The organism is Mesorhizobium sp. 113-3-3, from assembly GCF_016756495.1.
Lineage (GTDB): Bacteria > Pseudomonadota > Alphaproteobacteria > Rhizobiales > Rhizobiaceae > Mesorhizobium.
In genome coordinates this window covers 3,659,434-3,676,914 of the sequence record NZ_AP023243.1, presented here as the reverse complement: position 1 = coordinate 3,676,914, position 17,481 = coordinate 3,659,434, and the positions used below count along the sequence as shown (strand labels likewise).

Here is a 17,481-nt window from a genome sequence, read left to right as displayed (position 1 = left end):
GCTGCAACGATAAACGCTCGAGGGCTCCCGGATGGCCAATCTGAACGATCACATGGGCAGGCCAATCGTCGCCGTCACCGGCATCGGCGTGGTCACCTCGCTTGGCGTCGGCAAAACCGACAATTGGGCGGCATTGACCTCCGGCAAGTCGGGCATCCACCCGATCACCCGCTTTCCCATCGATCAACTGAACACCCGCATCTCCGGCATGGTCGATTTCCTGCCGTCGAGTTCGAAAGGTGCCAGCCCGCTCACCTATGAGCTGGCCGAGCTAGCGGGCCTCGAAGCGGTGACCGAATCCGGTCTTGATTCCAGCGACTTCGGCGGACCGCTTTTCCTCGCATCGCCGCCGGTCGAACTCGACTGGGCCGAGCGCTTCTCGCTCTATAATTCTGACAAGGACAAGGATGACACCGCCGCCGAAAGACTGCTTCGGGTGGCGCGTAGCTTGAAAGAGCTGGATATTTTCGAGACCACCCAGTTCGGTTCGATCGCCGACCGCCTTGCCGACCGCCTTGGCACGCGCGGTCTGCCGATCACCCTGTCGACGGCTTGCGCTTCAGGTGCTACCGCGATCCAGCTCGGTGTCGAGGCGATCCGACGCGGCGAATGCGACCGCGCGCTATCGATTGGCGCGGACGGTTCTGCCACCGCCGAGGCATTGATCCGCTTCTCATTGCTTTCGGCGCTCTCCACGCACAACGACATTCCCGAAAAGGCATCGAAGCCTTTCTCCAAGGATCGCGACGGCTTCGTATTGGCCGAGGGATCCGGGGCGCTGGTGTTGGAATCGCTTGAGGCGGCATTGGCTCGCGGCGCGACCATTCTTGGCGTCCTCAGCGGTTGCGGCGAGAAGGCCGACGACTTCCACCGCACCCGCTCGAAGCCGGACGCTTCGCCCGCCATCGCCGCGGTTCGCGCCGCCCTCGCCGATGCCGGCCTGAGTGAAGACGAGATTGACTATGTCAACGCCCATGGCACGTCGACCCCCGAGAACGACAAGATGGAGCATCTGGCGCTGTCGACCGTGTTCGGAGAGCGGATTGGCTCGATGCCGGTCTCGTCGAACAAGTCGATGATCGGCCATACACTGTCCGCGGCCGGCGCTGTCGAGGCGGCGTTTTCGCTGATGACGATGCGCGAAAGCGTCATTCCGCCGACCATCAACTACGACAATCCCGACCCGGCGATCGTGCTCGACGTGGTGCCCAACAAGAAGCGCAATGCCGAGGTTCGCAGCGTCCTGTCGAACTCCTTCGGCTTCGGCGGCCAGAACACTTGCCTTGTCATGGCGCGGGAACCGGTCTAAGCGACCTTTCCCAGCCCACTGAACCGACAGGCCCAATGCGCGCATTGCAACTTATCGAGGATCGCCGTCTTGAGACGGTGGACCTGCCGCCTCCCCCGCCACCCGCACTCGGCGAAGTCACGCTGCGCATCAAGGCGGTGGCGCTGAACCATATCGATGTCTGGGGCTGGCGCGGCATGGCCTTCGCCAAGCGCAAGCTGCCGCTGGTCGTTGGCGCCGAAGCTTCCGGCGAGGTCGAGGCGATCGGTCCCGGCGTGTCCAGCCTGCTGCCCGGACAATTGGTGTCGATCTACGGCGCGCGCACCTGCGGCCTTTGCCGGGCCTGCCGTGAAGGCCGTGACAATCTCTGCGAACATGTCTCCGGCGTCCACGGCTTCCACCTCGACGGTTTCGCGCAAGAGAAAATCAATCTGCCGGCGCGCCTGCTGGTCCCCGCCCCGCCCGGCGTGACCGATGTCGGTGCCGCGGTCGCTCCCGTCACCTTCGGCACGGTCGAGCACATGCTGTTCGACAACGCCAAACTCCAGCCCGGCGAAACCATCCTCGTCCATGCAGGCGGCTCCGGGATTGGTTCGGCGGCGATCCAGCTGGCCAAGCGGATGGGCTGCACCATCATCACCACGGTGGGTTCCGACGACAAGATCGACAAGGCCAAGGCGCTCGGCGCCGACCACGTCATCAACTATCGCGAAGACCGCTTCGAAGGCGTCGTGCGCAAGCTGACCAAGAAGAAGGGCGTCGATGTCGTCTTCGAACATGTCGGCGCCGACACTTTTGCCGGCTCGATGCTGTGCCTGAAGCGCGGCGGTCGCCTGGTGACCTGCGGCTCGACATCAGGCGTATCGACGCAGATCAACCTGATGCAGCTCTTCCAGCAGCAGCTGAAACTGTTGGGATCCTTCGGCTGCCGCATGGAGAACATGGCCAACGCCATGCAGAAAATGGCGGCGGGACAGATCGCGCCGGTCATCGACACCGAAGTCGGCTTCGACGATATCGATGCCGCGCTGAAGCGCATGGAAGGCCGCGACGTCTTCGGCAAGATCATCCTGCGCGTCGCCTAAGGCCTTGACCTCGGTGCTCAAGAAGTTTCGCCGCGATCTCAAGTTTCGCTACGGCAGGCAGTTGCGCCAGCTGAACTACTGGCTGGTTGCCCGCGCGGCGATGATCATCATCTCGGTTCTGCGCCTGCTGCCGGTCGACAGCGCGCTGAATTTCGCCGACCGCGTTGCGCGCCTCATTGGTCCCAGAGTCGGACGCCACCGGGTCGCCATCGACAATCTGCGCAAGGCCTATCCGGACAAGAGCGAAGGCGAAATCCAGGCCATCGCCTCCGATATGTGGGGCAACATGGCCCGCCTTGCCGCCGAATACATCTTCCTCGACGCCCTGTTCGACTATGACCCGGCCGCCAGCAAGCCCGGCCGCATCGAGGTCAAGGGAATAGAACATTTCGTCGAGATTGCCGCGGAGAAGCAGCCGCACATCGTCTTCACCGGCCATCTCGGCAATTTCGAGCTGCTGCCGGTGGCGGCCGCCACTTTCGGCATGAACATAACGGCGCTGTTTCGTCCGCCCAACAACCCCTACCTTGCCGACTACATCCTTTCGACGCGGCGCTCGACCATGGGGGCGCTGCTGCCGTCGATGGCCGGCGCCTCGTTCGCACTGGCCGGTGTGCTGGAGAACGGCGGCAATATCGGCGTCCTCGTCGACCAGAAATTCTCCAACGGCCTGGATACGACCTTTTTCGGCCGTCCCTGCCAGAGCAACCGGGTGCTGGGCACGCTTGCCCGCCACTATGACTGCGACGTCTATCCGGCGCGTTGCATCAGATTGCCAGGCAACCGCTTCCGCCTCGAGATCGAGGACAGGCTGGTCTTGCCGCGCACCGCTGACGGCAGCGTCGACGTCCACGCCACCACGCAGATGCTGAACGACGTGGTCGAGCGCTGGGTGCGCGAGGATCCCGGCCAGTGGATGTGGTTTCACAAAAGGTGGGAAATCAGCAACTGGCGACGCAAAAAGCAGCCGCAGGCAAAGGCGCCGGTCGCGAACAGCTGACCGTCTCCCCTGACGCGTTTGGCGCCAGCTTTTTCGGCTCTGATGGGCCTGCGATCCAGACATTCGTAACGTTACTGGTCAGGGAATCTTAAACGAGCGGGGCGCACATACCCCGGGAGATGTTCATCGACTGGGGTGGAGCCGTGGCATGACGAATATCGAAATGCCGCGCCTGGACCGGGATGGCCTCGAAGATCGTTCCTTCGGCCGTCTTGGCCGGGCATGGTCCCATATCCGTCAGCATGGCCTGCTGGAGCCGAGAAGGCTCGTCCACCGGCATGGCCTCGGCGCAAGCCTTGGTTTTGTCCGGCGCAACATCAGGCATATCGTCGCCGACCGTCTCGCCCGCAAATGGGATCGCCGGCACGGCGTCGATACGGCCGGCTCGATCCAACTCGGCACCCTTAACGTCGTCGGTCCGCACCGCGCCATGGGCAACGAAGCCGTCTGCACTTCGCCCAGAACCTTCGACTTCATCATGAAGTCGCTGCCGCGCGATCTCGATGGCCGTACATTCATCGACATCGGTTCCGGAAAGTCGCGAACGCTGCTGCTGGCCTCAAGGTATTCTTTCGCCGAGATCATCGGCGTGGAGTTCGCCAGGGAATTGGTGGACATCGCCCGGAGCAACATCGAGCGTTTCAGGGAGCCATCGCAGAAATGCCGGGCGCTCAGCGTCGTCGAGGCCGATGCGGCCGCTTACAATTTCCCCAAAGCGCCGCTGGTGGTCTATTTCTACAATCCCTTTTCGAAGGACGTCTTCGATCTCGTGCTGAAAAATCTCGTCTCGTCGCTCGAACGGCGCCCGCGGGATTGCTTCATCGTCTATGGCAGCTCAAGCCACCGCGCCATCGATTGGGCAAGGCCCGCCATCCGCGAGACCGGCATTTTCCAGGAATTGCCCGTGCCGGCCATGCCCGGCTTCCTCGATGCGGTCCGCACCATAGACTATGCAGTCTTCCGGGTTCACGCCGCGGCGTAAATTCTGTCTCTGGTCTTCTGGATGAAACGGGCGATGGTGCGCGCGGCAAACGGCGTGCCGGCGGTGAAGCGCATCAGCGGACCAAAGCTGCCGACCGCGCTCGCACCGACGAAATGCAGGCCGGGAATGCTGGATTCGAACCCTGTGGAGAGCAGCGGCAACCCTTCCCGGCGGGCAATCGCGGCAAGCATGGCGGGCGCGAACAGACCGAGCCTGGCAATATCGATCCGGTAGCCCGTGCCGAGCAGGACGTGATCGAAGCTGGCGGCATCCTTCTCGAACCGCAGTTCGATGCCGTTGTCCTTGGCGGACGCACTGATGATCCTGCTGCCGGCCCTGATCTTTATCCCGTCGAAATCCGGCTTCAGCCAGCCCGTGGCGCCGGCGCCGAGGCTGCGCCTGTTGAGCCCTGCCCGGGCCACCTCCGGAAACCGGTGAACGAAGCCTGGGACTTCGACCAGCCAGGAAATCGGGAATGGACCGACCCTGGAAGGCGATGCGAGCCGCTCCGACAGGAAATCGCGCAAGCTCCAGCTCTGCTTTCCCGACAGCGCCCGATAGCCCAGCCAATGGATGTCGCCATGGCAGACGAGTTCGACTTCGGCTCCGCTGCGTTTGAGCAGCACGGCGGATTCGCAGGCGCTCTGCCCACGCCCGATGACGGCGACGCGCTTGCCGCGGAAGGCCTCATAGCCAGTATGTTCGCTGGCGTGACTGACCAGATCGTGTGGGATTCCGTCGAAGACAGCGGGGACCAGTTGCTGGTTCATCAGGCCGGTGGCAACGACGACGCGACGCGCCTTGACGGCATCGCCATCGGCCAGCGCCAGACGAAATCCGCCATTCGTCTTCTCGACACGGTCCACCTTACGCGTATCCAGATCCGGAACCGCCTGCGCCTGGATCCACAATCCATAGTCGACGAAGTTTTCGAGCAGCAGTGGTTCGCGAGGCGAGATTCCAAGGATTTTTGCATAGGAGTCGAGCGAGAGCGGACCTTTGGTGTGGCCGATATAGGTCGCGTGCCAGGGCGAGCGCAGCCTCATGCCTCTCGGCATATGGTCGCGCCAGAACGACATCGCGCCGCCGAGGGTCAGCGTATCGACGCCTGCCGTCTTGAGGGCGGAAGCGACAGCCAGCCCGAATGGACCGGCACCGATCACGGCCACCTCGCGGTCAGTCCTGGGCGTGAAAACGGTCATGTCAGCGGTCTCGCCTGTCTGGTTCTGCAGCGGTGGAACTCACTCCGTCACGCCGCCGTCCTAAGCATTTCCCGGTTAAGATTGCGGAAAGTACCCGTCGCGTCAGCACTCTCCAGGCCGTCAAGGGCACGTCGATCAGGCCCGGCACCGGGTCATTCGCCTGGAAGGTCGCCCATGCCCGCACTTTGGCGAATGAGCTCAAATAGGCCCGCTTCGCCAACCGGCCAGTTGAGATCAGCTTGGCGGCCGCCACCATGTCCCGAACCAGATACATCCAGGACGTGGCGGGCCGCGCCGGCGCTGTCTTTACCGTCTGGCCCGATTTGATCGCCCAAAGCATGGCGCCAAGATCGACGCCGGCGGCGGCGCCCAGCCCAAACCATGTCCAGGGCCGCGGATTGACGTCTAGCACCTTCATCGAACCGTCGCGCGCATCGCGCTTGAATTCGACCTCGACCAGTCCGTGATGCGAGATCGATCCAAGCAGCAGACGCGCGGCATCGATCAATTGCGGTTCGTCGACGACCTCCACGAAGGTGCTGGTGTAACCGAAATCGACCGGATATTGCCGCGCACGGCGGGCGGTGAATTCCGCCACCGGCGCGCCCTCGTTCCAGAGTGCGGCGTAGGAGAACTGGCTCTCGCCTCCGCCCGGTATCATTGCCTGAACCACGACATTGTCGCTGCCGATCTCTTCGGCAGCCCAGCTGTAGGCTGTCAAGAACGATGCCTGGTCATTGGCGAGAACGGCCTTGGCGCGCGCAAAACGGCTGCGACCCCCCATGTTCGGCTTCAGGATCACGGGAAAGCGCAGGTCGGCTGCCTCCGCCTGCTCGAGCGAGCTGATCGCATAGGTCAGCGGAACGGCGAGCCCCAGTTCGCGCGCCCGGCGATAGAGCAGCGGCTTTTCGCAGACCCATTTCAATTGCTCCCAAGGGGGCAGCACCACGTCGAATGCGGCGGACAATTGGTCGATCGATTGCGATGCGAAGCGAACTTCGGGATCTCCGCCGGCGATCAGCAGGAAGCCATTCAGCCTGTGAACCTTGGCCAGATCGAGCAGGAAGGTGACGGCACCACCGTCGTCGGGGCCGGGCCATGTCATTGTCCGCTGGGCATATCGCGAAAGGCTGGGCAACGGGGTGTCGTTGCTCACCAGCCAGACAGGCACTTTCTGAACGCCGAAGCTCCTGGCCAATGCCAGCGTCCCGTGCGCCCCGCCAAGAATGAGCACCCCGGCGGGCCGACTGGGAAGACGATCGTCCATCTGAGACTGGGGATGCATCTGTCAATTCCGGCAACGGCACGCAATGGCAGGTTTCCCGGCGAATCGATTGACCCGCCGGCAATATTTAAGCCGCCCCTAATAATTCAAACGCCCGGTACCGCCGATTGTCCCCAGTCAGGCCGTTGGCATGGAAAGCACACCCCTTATGCCTCGGCAATAGCCGTCCATCTCGGAACAGGTAAAACCTTGGCCGATTGTTGTTGCCTCAATAGGAAGTCTCACGCCGGGCTACGGCCCGGCAGCGAGAATTCGCGATTGCTCCTAGTTCGTCACGACAATGCGCGTGTTGCCGAAGCCCACTTCCCGCACCATGGAATAGAAGGTCGCGGCATTGGACGTGTGCAGCCGCACGCAGCCATGCGAGGCCGGACGGCCGAGTTGCCTGACGGCGCCCGTCCCATGGATGGCATAGCCGCCATGGAAGAACACGGAATAAGGCATCGGCGACATGTCATACTTGCGCGAATACCACATCCGTGCGGTCCGCTGCGGTCGATACGTGCCGCGCGGCGTGAAATAGCCCGGACGCGCGGTCGACACGACCCAGCGATAAACCTCCGACCCGTACCGCACCGTCATCGTCTGTGACGACACGTCGATATTTGCTTCCAACATCGCCGCGTAACTTGCGGACGGCGTACCCAGCAGCGCGGTTGCCAACATCGCCACTGCCACGAGAAAGAACTTCTTCATGCGATCAAACCCCTTTGATTGCCCCTTGCCTGCTTGCCATCACGTTGTTTTTCACCTTTTTAATGGCAGTGAACGAGTAGCACACAGTCCTTGATCAATTCGCCAATCCAAAGCAGCGAATTTGAACGATTTCCCGCGATAGTTGCCGCAACGACACGCCGCACCGACTTGATCGCCGGCGGGCTTGCAATGCAACGTCGTTCGTTGCTCAACTCCCCCGATGAATGAGCGACTCCTGCAAGTAATCGATGACAGGCGCGACGATATCGTCGCGCTGACCGCCGACCTCATCCGTTTTCCGACCATCAATCCGCCCGGAGAAGCCTATCGGCCATGCGCCGAATATCTGGGCGCGCGGCTGAGGAAGCGCGGTTTCGAGACCGAATTCATCCGCGCCGAAGGCACCCCCGGCGACACCGATCGCTACCCGCGCGTCAACGTCGTGGCCCGTTTCGACGGCCGCTCACCCGGCGGCTGCGTCCACTTCAACTCGCATATCGACGTGGTCGAGGCCGGTGAGGGCTGGACCGTCGATCCCTTTGCTGGCGTCGTGAAGGACGGCCGGGTCTATGGCCGCGGCGCCTGCGACATGAAGGGCGGTCTGGCCGCCTCGATCATCGCCGCCGAAGCCTTCATGGACGTCTATCCAGACTTTCCCGGCGCCATCGAGATATCCGGCACCGTCGACGAGGAGTCCGGCGGCTTTGGCGGCGTCGCCCATCTGGCCGGGCTCGGCTATTTCTCAAAGCCCAGAGTCGACCACGTCATCATTCCCGAGCCGCTGAACAAGGACCGCATCTGCCTTGGCCATCGCGGCGTCTGGTGGGCCGAGATCGAGACCAAGGGCGAGATCGCGCATGGCTCGATGCCGTTTCTCGGCGACAATGCGGTGCGCCATATGGGCGCCGTGCTCAGGGCCTTCGAGGACGAACTGTTCCCGGCGCTCGACCGCAAGATGACGCGCATGCCGGTCGTGCCCGAGGGCGCCAGGCGCTCGACCATGAACATCAATTCCGTCCATGGCGGCCAGACCGAGGATTTTCGGCCCGGCCTGCCCTCGCCCAACGTGCCTGATTCCTGCCGGCTGACCATCGACCGCCGCTTCCTGCTCGAGGAAGATCTCGCCACGGTCAAGGGCGAAGTAACCGGCATTCTCGAACGCCTGAAGCGCGAGCGCAAAAAGTTCGATTATGAGATCCGCGACCTGATGGAAGTGCTGCCGCTGATGACCGAACGCGACGCGCCGGTGGTGAAGGCGGTGGCGCAAGGCATTCATGCGATCTTCGACCGCGAGCCCGACTACGTCATTTCGCCCGGCACCTACGACCAGAAGCACATTGCCCGCATCGGCCACATCTACGACTGCATCGCCTATGGACCCGGCATTCTCGACCTCGCCCACCGGCCGGACGAGTGGGTCGGCATAGAGGACATGGTGGAATCGGCCAAGGTGATGGCGATCGGCCTCAACGTGTTGCTGCGCGGCACGACCGGATGATCGGCCTGTCGCGCAAAAACATTTCTCCTGGCGCGGCGCGACAGCACGAAACGCAATTTACTCCCGCGCGAAATCACGCTTCTATCCCCGGGCTTGAGCATTTGAGCACCTTGAGCATTTGAGCACATGGGGAGTTCAGCGATGAAACTTTGGAAGACCCTTCTGGCCGCTGCCGTACTGGCGGTCGCGACCGCCACTTCTGCGTTTGCCGCACGGACCGATCTCGTCATCGGCATTCCGCTTGAACCCCCGCATCTCGACCCGACGGCGGGAGCGGCCGCCGCAATCAGGGAGGTCACCTACGCCAATGTCTTCGAGGGCCTGACCCGAATCGGCCCCAATGGCGAGGTTCTGCCGGATCTCGCCGAAAGCTGGACCATCTCCGATGACGGCAAGGTCTATACCTTCAAGCTGCACACCGGCGTGAAATTCCACGATGGCGCCGATTTCAGCGCCAACGACGTGAAGTTCTCGCTCGACCGTGCACGCGCCGAAAACTCCGTCAACGCACAAAAGCAGCTCTTTGCCGCCATCGACAAGGTCGATGTGGTCGATCCCGCCACCGTGAAGGTGACGCTGACCCACCCGCAAGGCTCGTTCCTCTACAATATGGGCTGGGGCGACGCGGTGATCGTGTCGTCGAAATCCGCCGACACCAACAAGGAAAAGCCTGTCGGCACCGGCCCGTTCAAGTTCGAGAGCTGGGCCAAGGGTTCATCGATCACCCTGGTGAAATCAGATCATTACTGGGGCGCCCCTGCCTTCCTCGAAAAGGTCGAGTTCCGCGTCGTTCCCGATGCCGCCGCCTACGTGCCTGCATTGCTTTCCGGCGACATACAGGCTTTTCCGTTCTTCGATGCCGACAGCGTCGCGCAGGTCAAGGATGATCCGCGCTTCAAGGTGGTGGTCGGCGCGACCGAAGGCGAGACCATCCTGTCCATCAACAACAAAAAGCCGCCTTTCGATAAATTGCAGGTGAGGCAAGCGATCTCCTACGCGCTCGACCGCAAAGCGATCATCGACGGCGCCTCGGCCGGGCTCGGCCTGCCGATCGGCTCGCATATGTCGCCGGCCAACAAATATTATGTCGACCTCACCGGCCGCTATCCGCACGACGTGGCCAAGGCCAAGGAACTGCTCAAGGCAGCGGGGCTGGAGAACGGCTTCAAGGCCACGTTGAAGCTGCCGCCGACCTCCTATGCGCGGCTCGGCGGCGAGATCATCGCCTCGCAGCTCCGCGATGTCGGCATCAACCTCGAGATCATTCCAGTCGAGTGGGCGCAGTGGCTGGACCAGGTGTTCACCAAGAAGGACTACGACCTGACCATCGTGTCCCATACCGAGCCAAACGACATCGATATCTATTCGCGCAAGGACTACTACTTCAATTACGACAACCCTGCCTTTAACAAGGTCATCGCCGATCTGGAGCAGACGTCCGACGAGGCCAAGCGCAAGGAATTGTATGCCAAGGCGCAGAAGATTCTGGCCGATGACGCGGTGGTCGGTTTCCTCTACGAACTGCCCAAGGTCGGGGTCTGGGACGCCAAGCTGCAAGGGTTGTGGGAAAACGCACCGATTCCCGCCAACGACCTGACCAAGGTGAAGTGGAGCGAGTGAGGTTCGTTTCGTCATCCTGGGGCGAAGCAAGCGCGCAGCGACTGCGCAGACCCTAGGATCCATTCCGTGACTTACGAGCGCCCCCGCCGGTGCAGCATTTGGGAGACTTCGCAGTGAAGACAGAAAGAGGCGACGCTGGTTATGGACCGTCGCGCTCTTCGAATTCCCTCACGGCATGGATCCTGGGGTCTCCGCGACGGAGCTTCGCTCCTGCTTTGCCCCAGGATGACGACACGTCTGTCGCCCCGTGTCGATGACCGCCTACCTCCTCAAGCGCCTCGCCATCTCGCTCGCCACGCTGGTGCTGGCCTCCATCGTGGTGTTCGCGGTGCTGGAAATCCTGCCGGGCGACCCGGCGCGGCTGATGCTGGGCATGAACGCCAGCGCCGACCAGGTCGAGCTGCTGCGCAACCAGATGGGCCTGAACGCGCCCCTCCTCTTGCGCTATTTGCACTGGGCCGGCGGCCTGCTCAGCCTCGATTTCGGCCGGTCCTACACCTATTCGGTGCCAGTCATCGATCTGGTGCGTGAACGGCTGGCCGTCTCACTGCCGCTGGCGTTGATCGCGCTTGCGCTCTCCACGATCATCGCCATTCCGGTCGGCCTGTTTTCCGCCAGCAGGCGCGGCCGGGCAGGCGACACGATTTCCATGGGCGCGGCACAGCTTGGCGTCGCCGTGCCCAATTTCTGGTTTGCGCTGATGCTGATTTATGTCTTCGCCGTCTGGCTGCGGCTGGTGCCGGCCGGCGGCTTTCCCGGCTGGAGCCCCGGCATCTGGCCAGCGCTGAAATCGCTGCTGCTGCCGGCGGTGGCGCTTGCCTTGCCGCAGGCGGCGATCCTGGCGCGCGTCACCCGCTCGGCGCTGATCGAGGTGCTGAACGAGGATTACATCCGCACCGCCCGCGCCAAGGGCCTGCCCTACCGCGCCGTGCTGTGGCGGCACGCGCTGCGCAACGCCATGATCCCGGTGCTGACCATCCTAGGCCTGCAATTCGCCTTCCTGCTTGCCGGCACCATCATCATCGAGAATGTTTTTTACCTCCCCGGCCTTGGCCGGCTGGTGTTCCAGGCGATCACCCAACGCGACCTGATCGTCGTCGAGAGCGTCGTCATGCTGCTGGTCACCGCCGTCATTGCCGTCAACCTTATCGTCGACCTTTCCTATGCGGTCGTCGATCCGCGCCTGAGAGGCCGGCAATGACCCTGCACATCGACATCCCTGAAGAGACATTGAGTGGGATTCTGGCCAAGGCGTTCCGGAACACCGCTTTCGTCACCGGCTTCGCCATCACCGTGCTGATCCTGGCGATGGCGGTCGTCTCCTATGCCTGGACGCCCTACGATGTGACGAAGCTGGTCATAGCCGACAAGACGCAAGGCCCCTCGCTCACGCACTGGTTCGGCACCGACCATTTTGGCCGCGATATCCTGTCGATGATCATGGTCGGCGCCCGCAATTCGATCGCCGTGGCGCTGGTCGCGGTCGGCATCGGCATGGGCGTCGGCGTGCCGCTCGGCACCTTTGCCGCCGCGCGTGGCGGCCTCGTCGACGAGGCGCTGATGCGCGTCAACGATCTCGTCTTCGCCTTCCCCGCGCTGCTGTCGGCCATCATGATCACCGCCATCTTCGGGCCGGGCGCCGTAAACGCCATCATCGCCATCGGCATCTTCAACATCCCGGTCTTTGCCCGCGTCGCGCGTGCCGGCGCACTGGCGATCTGGCCGCGCGAATTCATCCTGGCCGCGCGCGCCGCGGGAAAAAGCAGCACGCAGATATCGATCGAACATGTGCTGCCCAACATCGCCACGCTGCTCCTGGTGCAAGGCACCATCCAGTTCGCGCTCGGCATCCTGGCCGAGGCCGGGCTTTCCTATCTCGGCCTCGGCGCGCAGCCGCCCATGCCGAGCTGGGGCCGCATGCTGTTCGACGCCCAGACGCGCATGGTGGTGGCGCCGTGGATGGCGATCTTCCCCGGCATGGCGATCGTCATCACCGTGCTTGGCCTGAATCTCCTGGGCGACGGCATCGCCGACATTCTCGACCCCAAATCGCGGCGGCAGCGATGAGCCTGCTGGAAATCGACAAACTGTCGCTGACCATCGGCGACACGCCGATCCTGAGAGACATGGAGCTCTCCGTCGCGTCAGGCGAAGTGATGGGGCTGGTCGGCGAATCCGGCTCCGGCAAATCGATGACGGCGCTGACGGTGATGCGGCTTCTGCCGCATGCCGCGCGCGCCACCGGGCGCGTCTCGTTCGACGGCATCGACATCCTCGGAGCAACCGAGGACCAGATGTGCGCACTGCGCGGCGACGACATCGGCATGGTGTTCCAGGAACCGATGACGGCGCTCAACCCGGTCAAGACCATCGGCGAACAGGTCGCCGAAGGCATACGCTGGCACACCAAGGCCACGCGCGCCGCGGCTGAGGAACGGGCGCGCAAAATGCTCGACCGCGTCGGCCTGCCCTCGGCAAAATTCCCGCTGTCGCGCTATCCGCACGAACTGTCGGGTGGCCAGCGCCAGCGCGTCGTCATCGCCATCGCCTGCGCGCTGAAACCGAAGCTCTTGATCGCCGACGAGCCGACGACGGCGCTCGACGTGGTGCTGCAGGCGCAGATCCTCGACCTTCTGCGCGACCTCGTCGCGGAAAGCCGCATGGGCCTGCTCTTGATCTCCCACGATCTCGCCGTGGTGACCGAGATGGCCGATCGCATCACCATCCTGCGGCATGGCGAGGTGATGGAGGCCGGCGACACCGCCCGCACGCTGTCCGAACAGCTCCACCCCTACACGCGGCAGCTGGCGCAGGCCTCGATGCATGTGCCGGCGCGCGCCAGGGCGCACGATGCAAGCCAAAGCAAGCCCCTGCTTCAGGTCGAAAGCGTGACCCGCGACTATCCCGGCCGCCGGAGCTCCCTCTTCAAACGGGCGGCCCCTATCCGCGCCGTCGACGATGTCTCGCTGTCGATGTCGCCGGGCCAATCCGTGGCGCTGGTCGGCCGCTCCGGCTGCGGCAAGTCCACGCTCGCGCGCATGATCCTGGCGCTGGATCGGCCGAGTTCGGGCACGATCCGCTTTCGCGGCGAGACCATCACCGGCAAAAGCGAAGCCGAATTGAAGCCGGCCAGGCGCGACATGCAGGTCGTCTTCCAGGATCCCTACGGCTCTTTCGATCCGCGTCAGCAGGTGGAAAAACTGGTCGCCGAGCCCTTGCACGTGCTGGACAAGAAGCCGACGCGCGGCGAGCGCCGCGAGCTGGTGGCGCATGCGCTGCACGAGGTCGGCCTCGATATCAGAGACATGGACAAGTACCCGCACGAATTTTCCGGCGGCCAGCGCCAGCGCCTGTCGATCGCCCGCGCCATCATCACCAGGCCGAAACTGGTCGTCGCAGACGAGCCGGTTTCGGCGCTCGATGTGTCGATCCGCGCGCAGATCCTCGATCTGTTCGCCGAACTCAACCAGAAACTCGGCATCGCCTATCTCTTCATCACCCACGACCTGACCGTCGCCCGCGCCATATCGGACGAGGTCCTGGTCATGCATGAGGGCAGGATCGTCGAGCGCGGCAAGACGAACGCGGTGCTCGATCATCCGCAATCCGAAGCGGCCAATGCACTTGTCAGCGCCGCGCCCGATTTGCATCGGGCGATCGCCCGGAAGATGCAGGAGCAAGGGTGAGCGACCGGTTCGCGAAGCGAATCCATCGTGCCAGTGGCACGATGGGAGGTCGCAAACCGTGGAGCTGCCGTAGGCAGCGGGCCCCCGGGCCCGCCCTACTCTTCCGGCTTCACCACATCGACCGGACTGATGTCGAGCAGGTCGAGCGTGCGGCGCAGCAGGCGCACCTCGCTCTCGGCCAGTTGCGAATCCGCCTTGGCGATTTCCGCCATGTGCTGGGCCAGTTGCTTGCGCCGTTCGACATCGAGATCGCGAAACAGCGCGATCGCCTGCGAGCCGTTGGTCTCGTAGCCGAACTCGTTGAGATATTCGATGACGGCGTCGATGCTGGTTTCCTGAATGCCGAAGGCGTCCTTGCAGATGCGCCGGAAGGCAACCATCTCGCTTTCGCTGACCGTCCCGTCAGCCAGGATCATGCGGAACAGCATCAGCAGTTCAGCCGACAGGACCGGATCGTCCGCGACCTTGCGCACGCCCGGGTCGCCGTCGAAGATGGAGCGTATCTGGTCCAGCAATGCGAATGCCATCGGGGCCTCTTTCCGGGTTAACCAATCCAAGCGCGGCGCGCTTGGATAGAGGTAGCGCGGAATCGGCCTTGCGCAAACAGGGCTGTCGTGATCGAACGCCGTTATCCCGCCGCCCGGACGTCTCCCGCATCAGATGATCGATCTCACCACCCAGACAATCGCCATGCTCGCCGTCGCCGCCTTTGCCGCGGGCTTTGTCGATTCGATTGCCGGCGGCGGCGGGCTGATCACCATTCCGGCGCTTTTGCTTGCCGGGTTTTCGCCGGTCGAGGCGCTAGGGACCAACAAGCTGCAAGGCATGTTCGGCTCCGGCTCGGCGACCATCCACTACGCCTCCAAGGGCCATGTCGACCTGCGCCGTCAATTGCCGTCGGCTCTGCTTGCGGCTGCCGGCGGTGTCGTTGGCGCCTTGCTGGCCACCATCGTTCCGGGCGATCTCCTGCGCGCCCTGCTGCCCCTGGTGCTGATCGCCATCGCGCTCTATTTCGCGCTCAAGCCCAACATGAACGATGTCGACCGGGCCGAGCGGCTGTCGCCCTTCCTGTTCGGACTGACCCTGGTACCGGCGATCGGCTTCTATGACGGCCTGTTCGGTCCCGGCGCCGGCTCCTTCTACATGCTGGCCTTCGTCGCCCTCGCCGGCTACGGCGTGCTCAAGGCGACGGCGCACACCAAGCTGCTCAACTTCGCCTCCAACATCGGCGGCTTCATCGTCTTCGCCGCGGTCGGCGTCATCTCCTGGAAGATCGGCCTGATGATGGGCGTCGCCCAGTTCCTCGGCGCCCGCGTCGGCGCCAGCCTCGCCATGCGCATCGGCGCCAGGCTGATCAAGCCACTGCTGGTGATCGTCTGCCTCGCGCTGGCGGTGAAACTGCTGGCCGACCCAGCCAACCCCCTGCGTGTCATGATTGGTGTATGATCACGCGCCTGTTACCATGGCGCTGTTCGAATCATGTTGGAGGAGCCACGCATGAATCTCAGCGCGCCTACCCAGATCGTTTTCATCATTTCCCTCATCATCGCCATCATCGGCATTCTCGCCGCGCTTGGCGTTCTCGCCTTTATCCCGCTCGCATCGGTGTGGATCGTTCTCATTGCCTACATCGTGCTCGCCGCCGGCTGCATGATGCGCGGGGCCTGACAAGTTCCCTTGAAGTGGGGACAGAGAGCGCCCGGCCAAAAGCCGGGCGCTTTTGATTCCGGCGCTCGGCTGATAGGCTCCTCTCGGCGGAAGGATGGCCAATGCCGATCGAGATGCAGCGCCGGAAGGAAGAGGACCGCTCCGTCGCGGGGCGCTTCGAGATGCGCCGGCGCCTTCCCGATCCTGCGCTTGATGGCATTGTGTCAGACATTTGCGGCTATCGCGAAACGGCTGCCGGTCATTTCCGCAATGTCGAATACGCTTCGTTGACCGTTCCGCTCGTCATCAGTTTCGCCGAGCCCTTCGCCATCGGCCTCGGCAAGGCGCCCGGCGACAATGACCGCTTTGCCAGTTTCGCCGCCGGCCTCTTTGCCGGACCGGTGATGATCGAATCCTTCGGTACCGCCTGCTGCGTGCAGATCAACTTCACGCCTCTCGGGGCGCGCCGTTTCTTCCGCCTGCCGATGAGCGAACTGACCGACAGCATGGTCGTCCTCGACGACGTGCTGGGCGCCGAGGGCATGGCGCTGCGCGAACAGCTTGGCAACGCGCCGGACTGGGCGTCGCGTTTCGACCTCGCCGAAACCTTCGTCACCACCCGTCTTGCCAGCGCCGCCGAAACGCCGCTGGAAATCGCCTGGGCCTATGACCGCATCATCGCATCGGGCGGCCGGACCCGCATTGCATCGATCGCCGAAAGACTGGGCTGGAGCCGAAAACATCTCGCCGGCAGCTTTTCCAATGCGATCGGCATCGGCCCCAAGACGCTGTCGCGCATCGTCCGCTTCAACCGGGCGCTCGGCCTGTCGCGGCGACAGACCGTCGATTGGGCCGATATCGCCGCCGATTGCGGTTACGCCGACCAGGCCCATCTGGTGCGCGAATTCCGCGACCTCGCCGGCGAGACGCCGACGGCGCTTGTCGACAGGTAACATTTCTTCAAGACGTTCGAACGGCCTTCGAACAGAGTGGGTTATCGACCAACCCAACGTCAGGAGATCGACATGCCCACCACCACCGAAGCCCCGCGCCTCTACCCTGCCCTGCGCTACAGGAACGCGGCAAAAATGATCGACTGGCTGTGCGAGGCCTTCGGCTTCAGCGTCCGTGCCCGCTATGGCGAAGGCGATGTCGTGCACCATGCCGAACTGGTCTTCGGCGCCTCGATGATCATGCTGGGCAGTGCGCGCGATGACGATTACGGCAAGATGGTCGGCGAACCCGGCACCGGCGGCGGGAAGTCGATCTATGTCGCCATCCAGGATGCCGATGCCGCCTATGCGAGGGCGAAAAAGGCCGGCGCGACGATCATCCAGGAACTGACCGACCGTGACTATGGCAGCCGCGAATTCATCTGCCGCGATCCGGAAGGCAGTGTTTGGTCTTTTGGGACTTACTGGCCGAAGGCTGCGGAGAAGGGCTGAGTTATGGCGCTGCAGGTTCGGGATTGAGCGAAGCCTCCCCCAACTTC

17 protein-coding genes are annotated in these 17,481 nt (G+C 63.4%); 13 read left to right on the top strand and 4 right to left on the bottom strand.

The window, feature by feature from the left end; translation table 11 throughout:
* Positions 1–31: 31 nt before the first annotated feature.
* From JG746_RS17865 to JG746_RS17850, 4 genes are all read left to right on the top strand, one after another.
* On the top strand, positions 32–1,309 hold the full coding sequence (locus JG746_RS17865; protein WP_096446920.1) for a beta-ketoacyl-ACP synthase: 1,278 nt from the start codon (positions 32–34) through the stop codon (positions 1,307–1,309).
* Positions 1,310–1,344: 35 nt separating this feature from the next.
* Positions 1,345–2,373: a zinc-binding dehydrogenase gene (locus JG746_RS17860; protein ID WP_202354009.1), complete on the top strand. Its 1,029-nt coding sequence runs from the start codon at positions 1,345–1,347 to the stop codon at positions 2,371–2,373.
* A 13-nt stretch (positions 2,374–2,386) separates the two neighbouring features.
* Positions 2,387–3,373, top strand: a complete 987-nt coding sequence (locus tag JG746_RS17855; RefSeq protein ID WP_202354008.1) for a lipid A biosynthesis lauroyl acyltransferase — start codon at positions 2,387–2,389, stop codon at positions 3,371–3,373.
* Between the two features lie 148 nt (positions 3,374–3,521).
* On the top strand, positions 3,522–4,355 hold the full coding sequence (locus JG746_RS17850) for a class I SAM-dependent methyltransferase (RefSeq protein WP_244730316.1): 834 nt from the start codon (positions 3,522–3,524) through the stop codon (positions 4,353–4,355).
* Here JG746_RS17850 and JG746_RS17845 read toward each other — a convergent pair.
* The 3 genes from JG746_RS17845 to JG746_RS17835 form a co-directional block, all read right to left on the bottom strand.
* Positions 4,340–5,557: an NAD(P)-binding domain-containing protein gene (locus JG746_RS17845; RefSeq protein WP_202354007.1), complete on the bottom strand. Its 1,218-nt coding sequence runs from the start codon at positions 5,555–5,557 to the stop codon at positions 4,340–4,342. The genes JG746_RS17850 and JG746_RS17845 overlap by 16 nt on opposite strands.
* A gap of 1 nt (position 5,558) precedes the next feature.
* A complete protein-coding gene (locus JG746_RS17840) occupies positions 5,559–6,842 on the bottom strand; it encodes a carboxylate--amine ligase (RefSeq protein WP_202354006.1) in 1,284 nt (427 codons plus the stop codon).
* Positions 6,843–7,106: 264 nt separating this feature from the next.
* Positions 7,107–7,538 carry a L,D-transpeptidase gene (locus JG746_RS17835; RefSeq protein ID WP_202354005.1) on the bottom strand — a complete coding sequence of 144 codons (432 nt, stop codon included), beginning with the start codon at positions 7,536–7,538 and terminating at the stop codon, positions 7,107–7,109.
* 220 nt (positions 7,539–7,758) lie between these two features.
* Between JG746_RS17835 and JG746_RS17830 the strand changes: the two genes are divergently transcribed.
* The 5 genes from JG746_RS17830 (at position 7,759) to JG746_RS17810 (ending at position 14,342) form a co-directional block, all read left to right on the top strand.
* Positions 7,759–9,036, top strand: a complete 1,278-nt coding sequence (locus JG746_RS17830; RefSeq protein ID WP_202354004.1) for an acetylornithine deacetylase/succinyl-diaminopimelate desuccinylase family protein — start codon at positions 7,759–7,761, stop codon at positions 9,034–9,036.
* A 141-nt stretch (positions 9,037–9,177) separates the two neighbouring features.
* The gene (locus JG746_RS17825) at positions 9,178–10,656 is read left to right on the top strand and encodes an ABC transporter substrate-binding protein (RefSeq protein ID WP_202354003.1); all 1,479 of its coding nucleotides are present in this window, start codon (positions 9,178–9,180) and stop codon (positions 10,654–10,656) included.
* Between the two features lie 253 nt (positions 10,657–10,909).
* A complete protein-coding gene (locus tag JG746_RS17820; RefSeq protein WP_202354002.1) occupies positions 10,910–11,857 on the top strand; it encodes an ABC transporter permease in 948 nt (315 codons plus the stop codon).
* Positions 11,854–12,723: an ABC transporter permease gene (locus tag JG746_RS17815; RefSeq protein WP_202354001.1), complete on the top strand. Its 870-nt coding sequence runs from the start codon at positions 11,854–11,856 to the stop codon at positions 12,721–12,723. The genes JG746_RS17820 and JG746_RS17815 overlap by 4 nt, the downstream gene beginning before the upstream one ends.
* Positions 12,720–14,342: an ABC transporter ATP-binding protein gene (locus tag JG746_RS17810; RefSeq protein WP_202354000.1), complete on the top strand. Its 1,623-nt coding sequence runs from the start codon at positions 12,720–12,722 to the stop codon at positions 14,340–14,342. Before JG746_RS17815 ends, JG746_RS17810 begins: the two co-directional genes overlap by 4 nt.
* Before the next feature lie 95 nt (positions 14,343–14,437).
* On the opposite strand, the gene JG746_RS17805 is transcribed toward JG746_RS17810, so the two are convergent.
* A complete protein-coding gene (locus tag JG746_RS17805; protein WP_027046940.1) occupies positions 14,438–14,869 on the bottom strand; it encodes a TerB family tellurite resistance protein in 432 nt (143 codons plus the stop codon).
* A 133-nt stretch (positions 14,870–15,002) separates the two neighbouring features.
* Between JG746_RS17805 and JG746_RS17800 the strand changes: the two genes are divergently transcribed.
* The 4 genes from JG746_RS17800 (at position 15,003) to JG746_RS17785 (ending at position 17,434) form a co-directional block, all read left to right on the top strand.
* Entirely contained in the window at positions 15,003–15,788 is a 786-nt protein-coding gene (locus JG746_RS17800; RefSeq protein ID WP_202353999.1) for a TSUP family transporter, read from the top strand.
* A 51-nt stretch (positions 15,789–15,839) separates the two neighbouring features.
* Complete coding sequence (locus JG746_RS17795; protein WP_202353998.1) at positions 15,840–16,010, top strand: hypothetical protein; 171 nt, start codon at positions 15,840–15,842, stop codon at positions 16,008–16,010.
* Between the two features lie 101 nt (positions 16,011–16,111).
* Positions 16,112–16,942, top strand: a complete 831-nt coding sequence (locus JG746_RS17790) for a helix-turn-helix domain-containing protein (protein ID WP_202353997.1) — start codon at positions 16,112–16,114, stop codon at positions 16,940–16,942.
* 72 nt (positions 16,943–17,014) lie between these two features.
* On the top strand, positions 17,015–17,434 hold the full coding sequence (locus JG746_RS17785; RefSeq protein WP_202353996.1) for a VOC family protein: 420 nt from the start codon (positions 17,015–17,017) through the stop codon (positions 17,432–17,434).
* Positions 17,435–17,481: the final 47 nt, after the last annotated feature.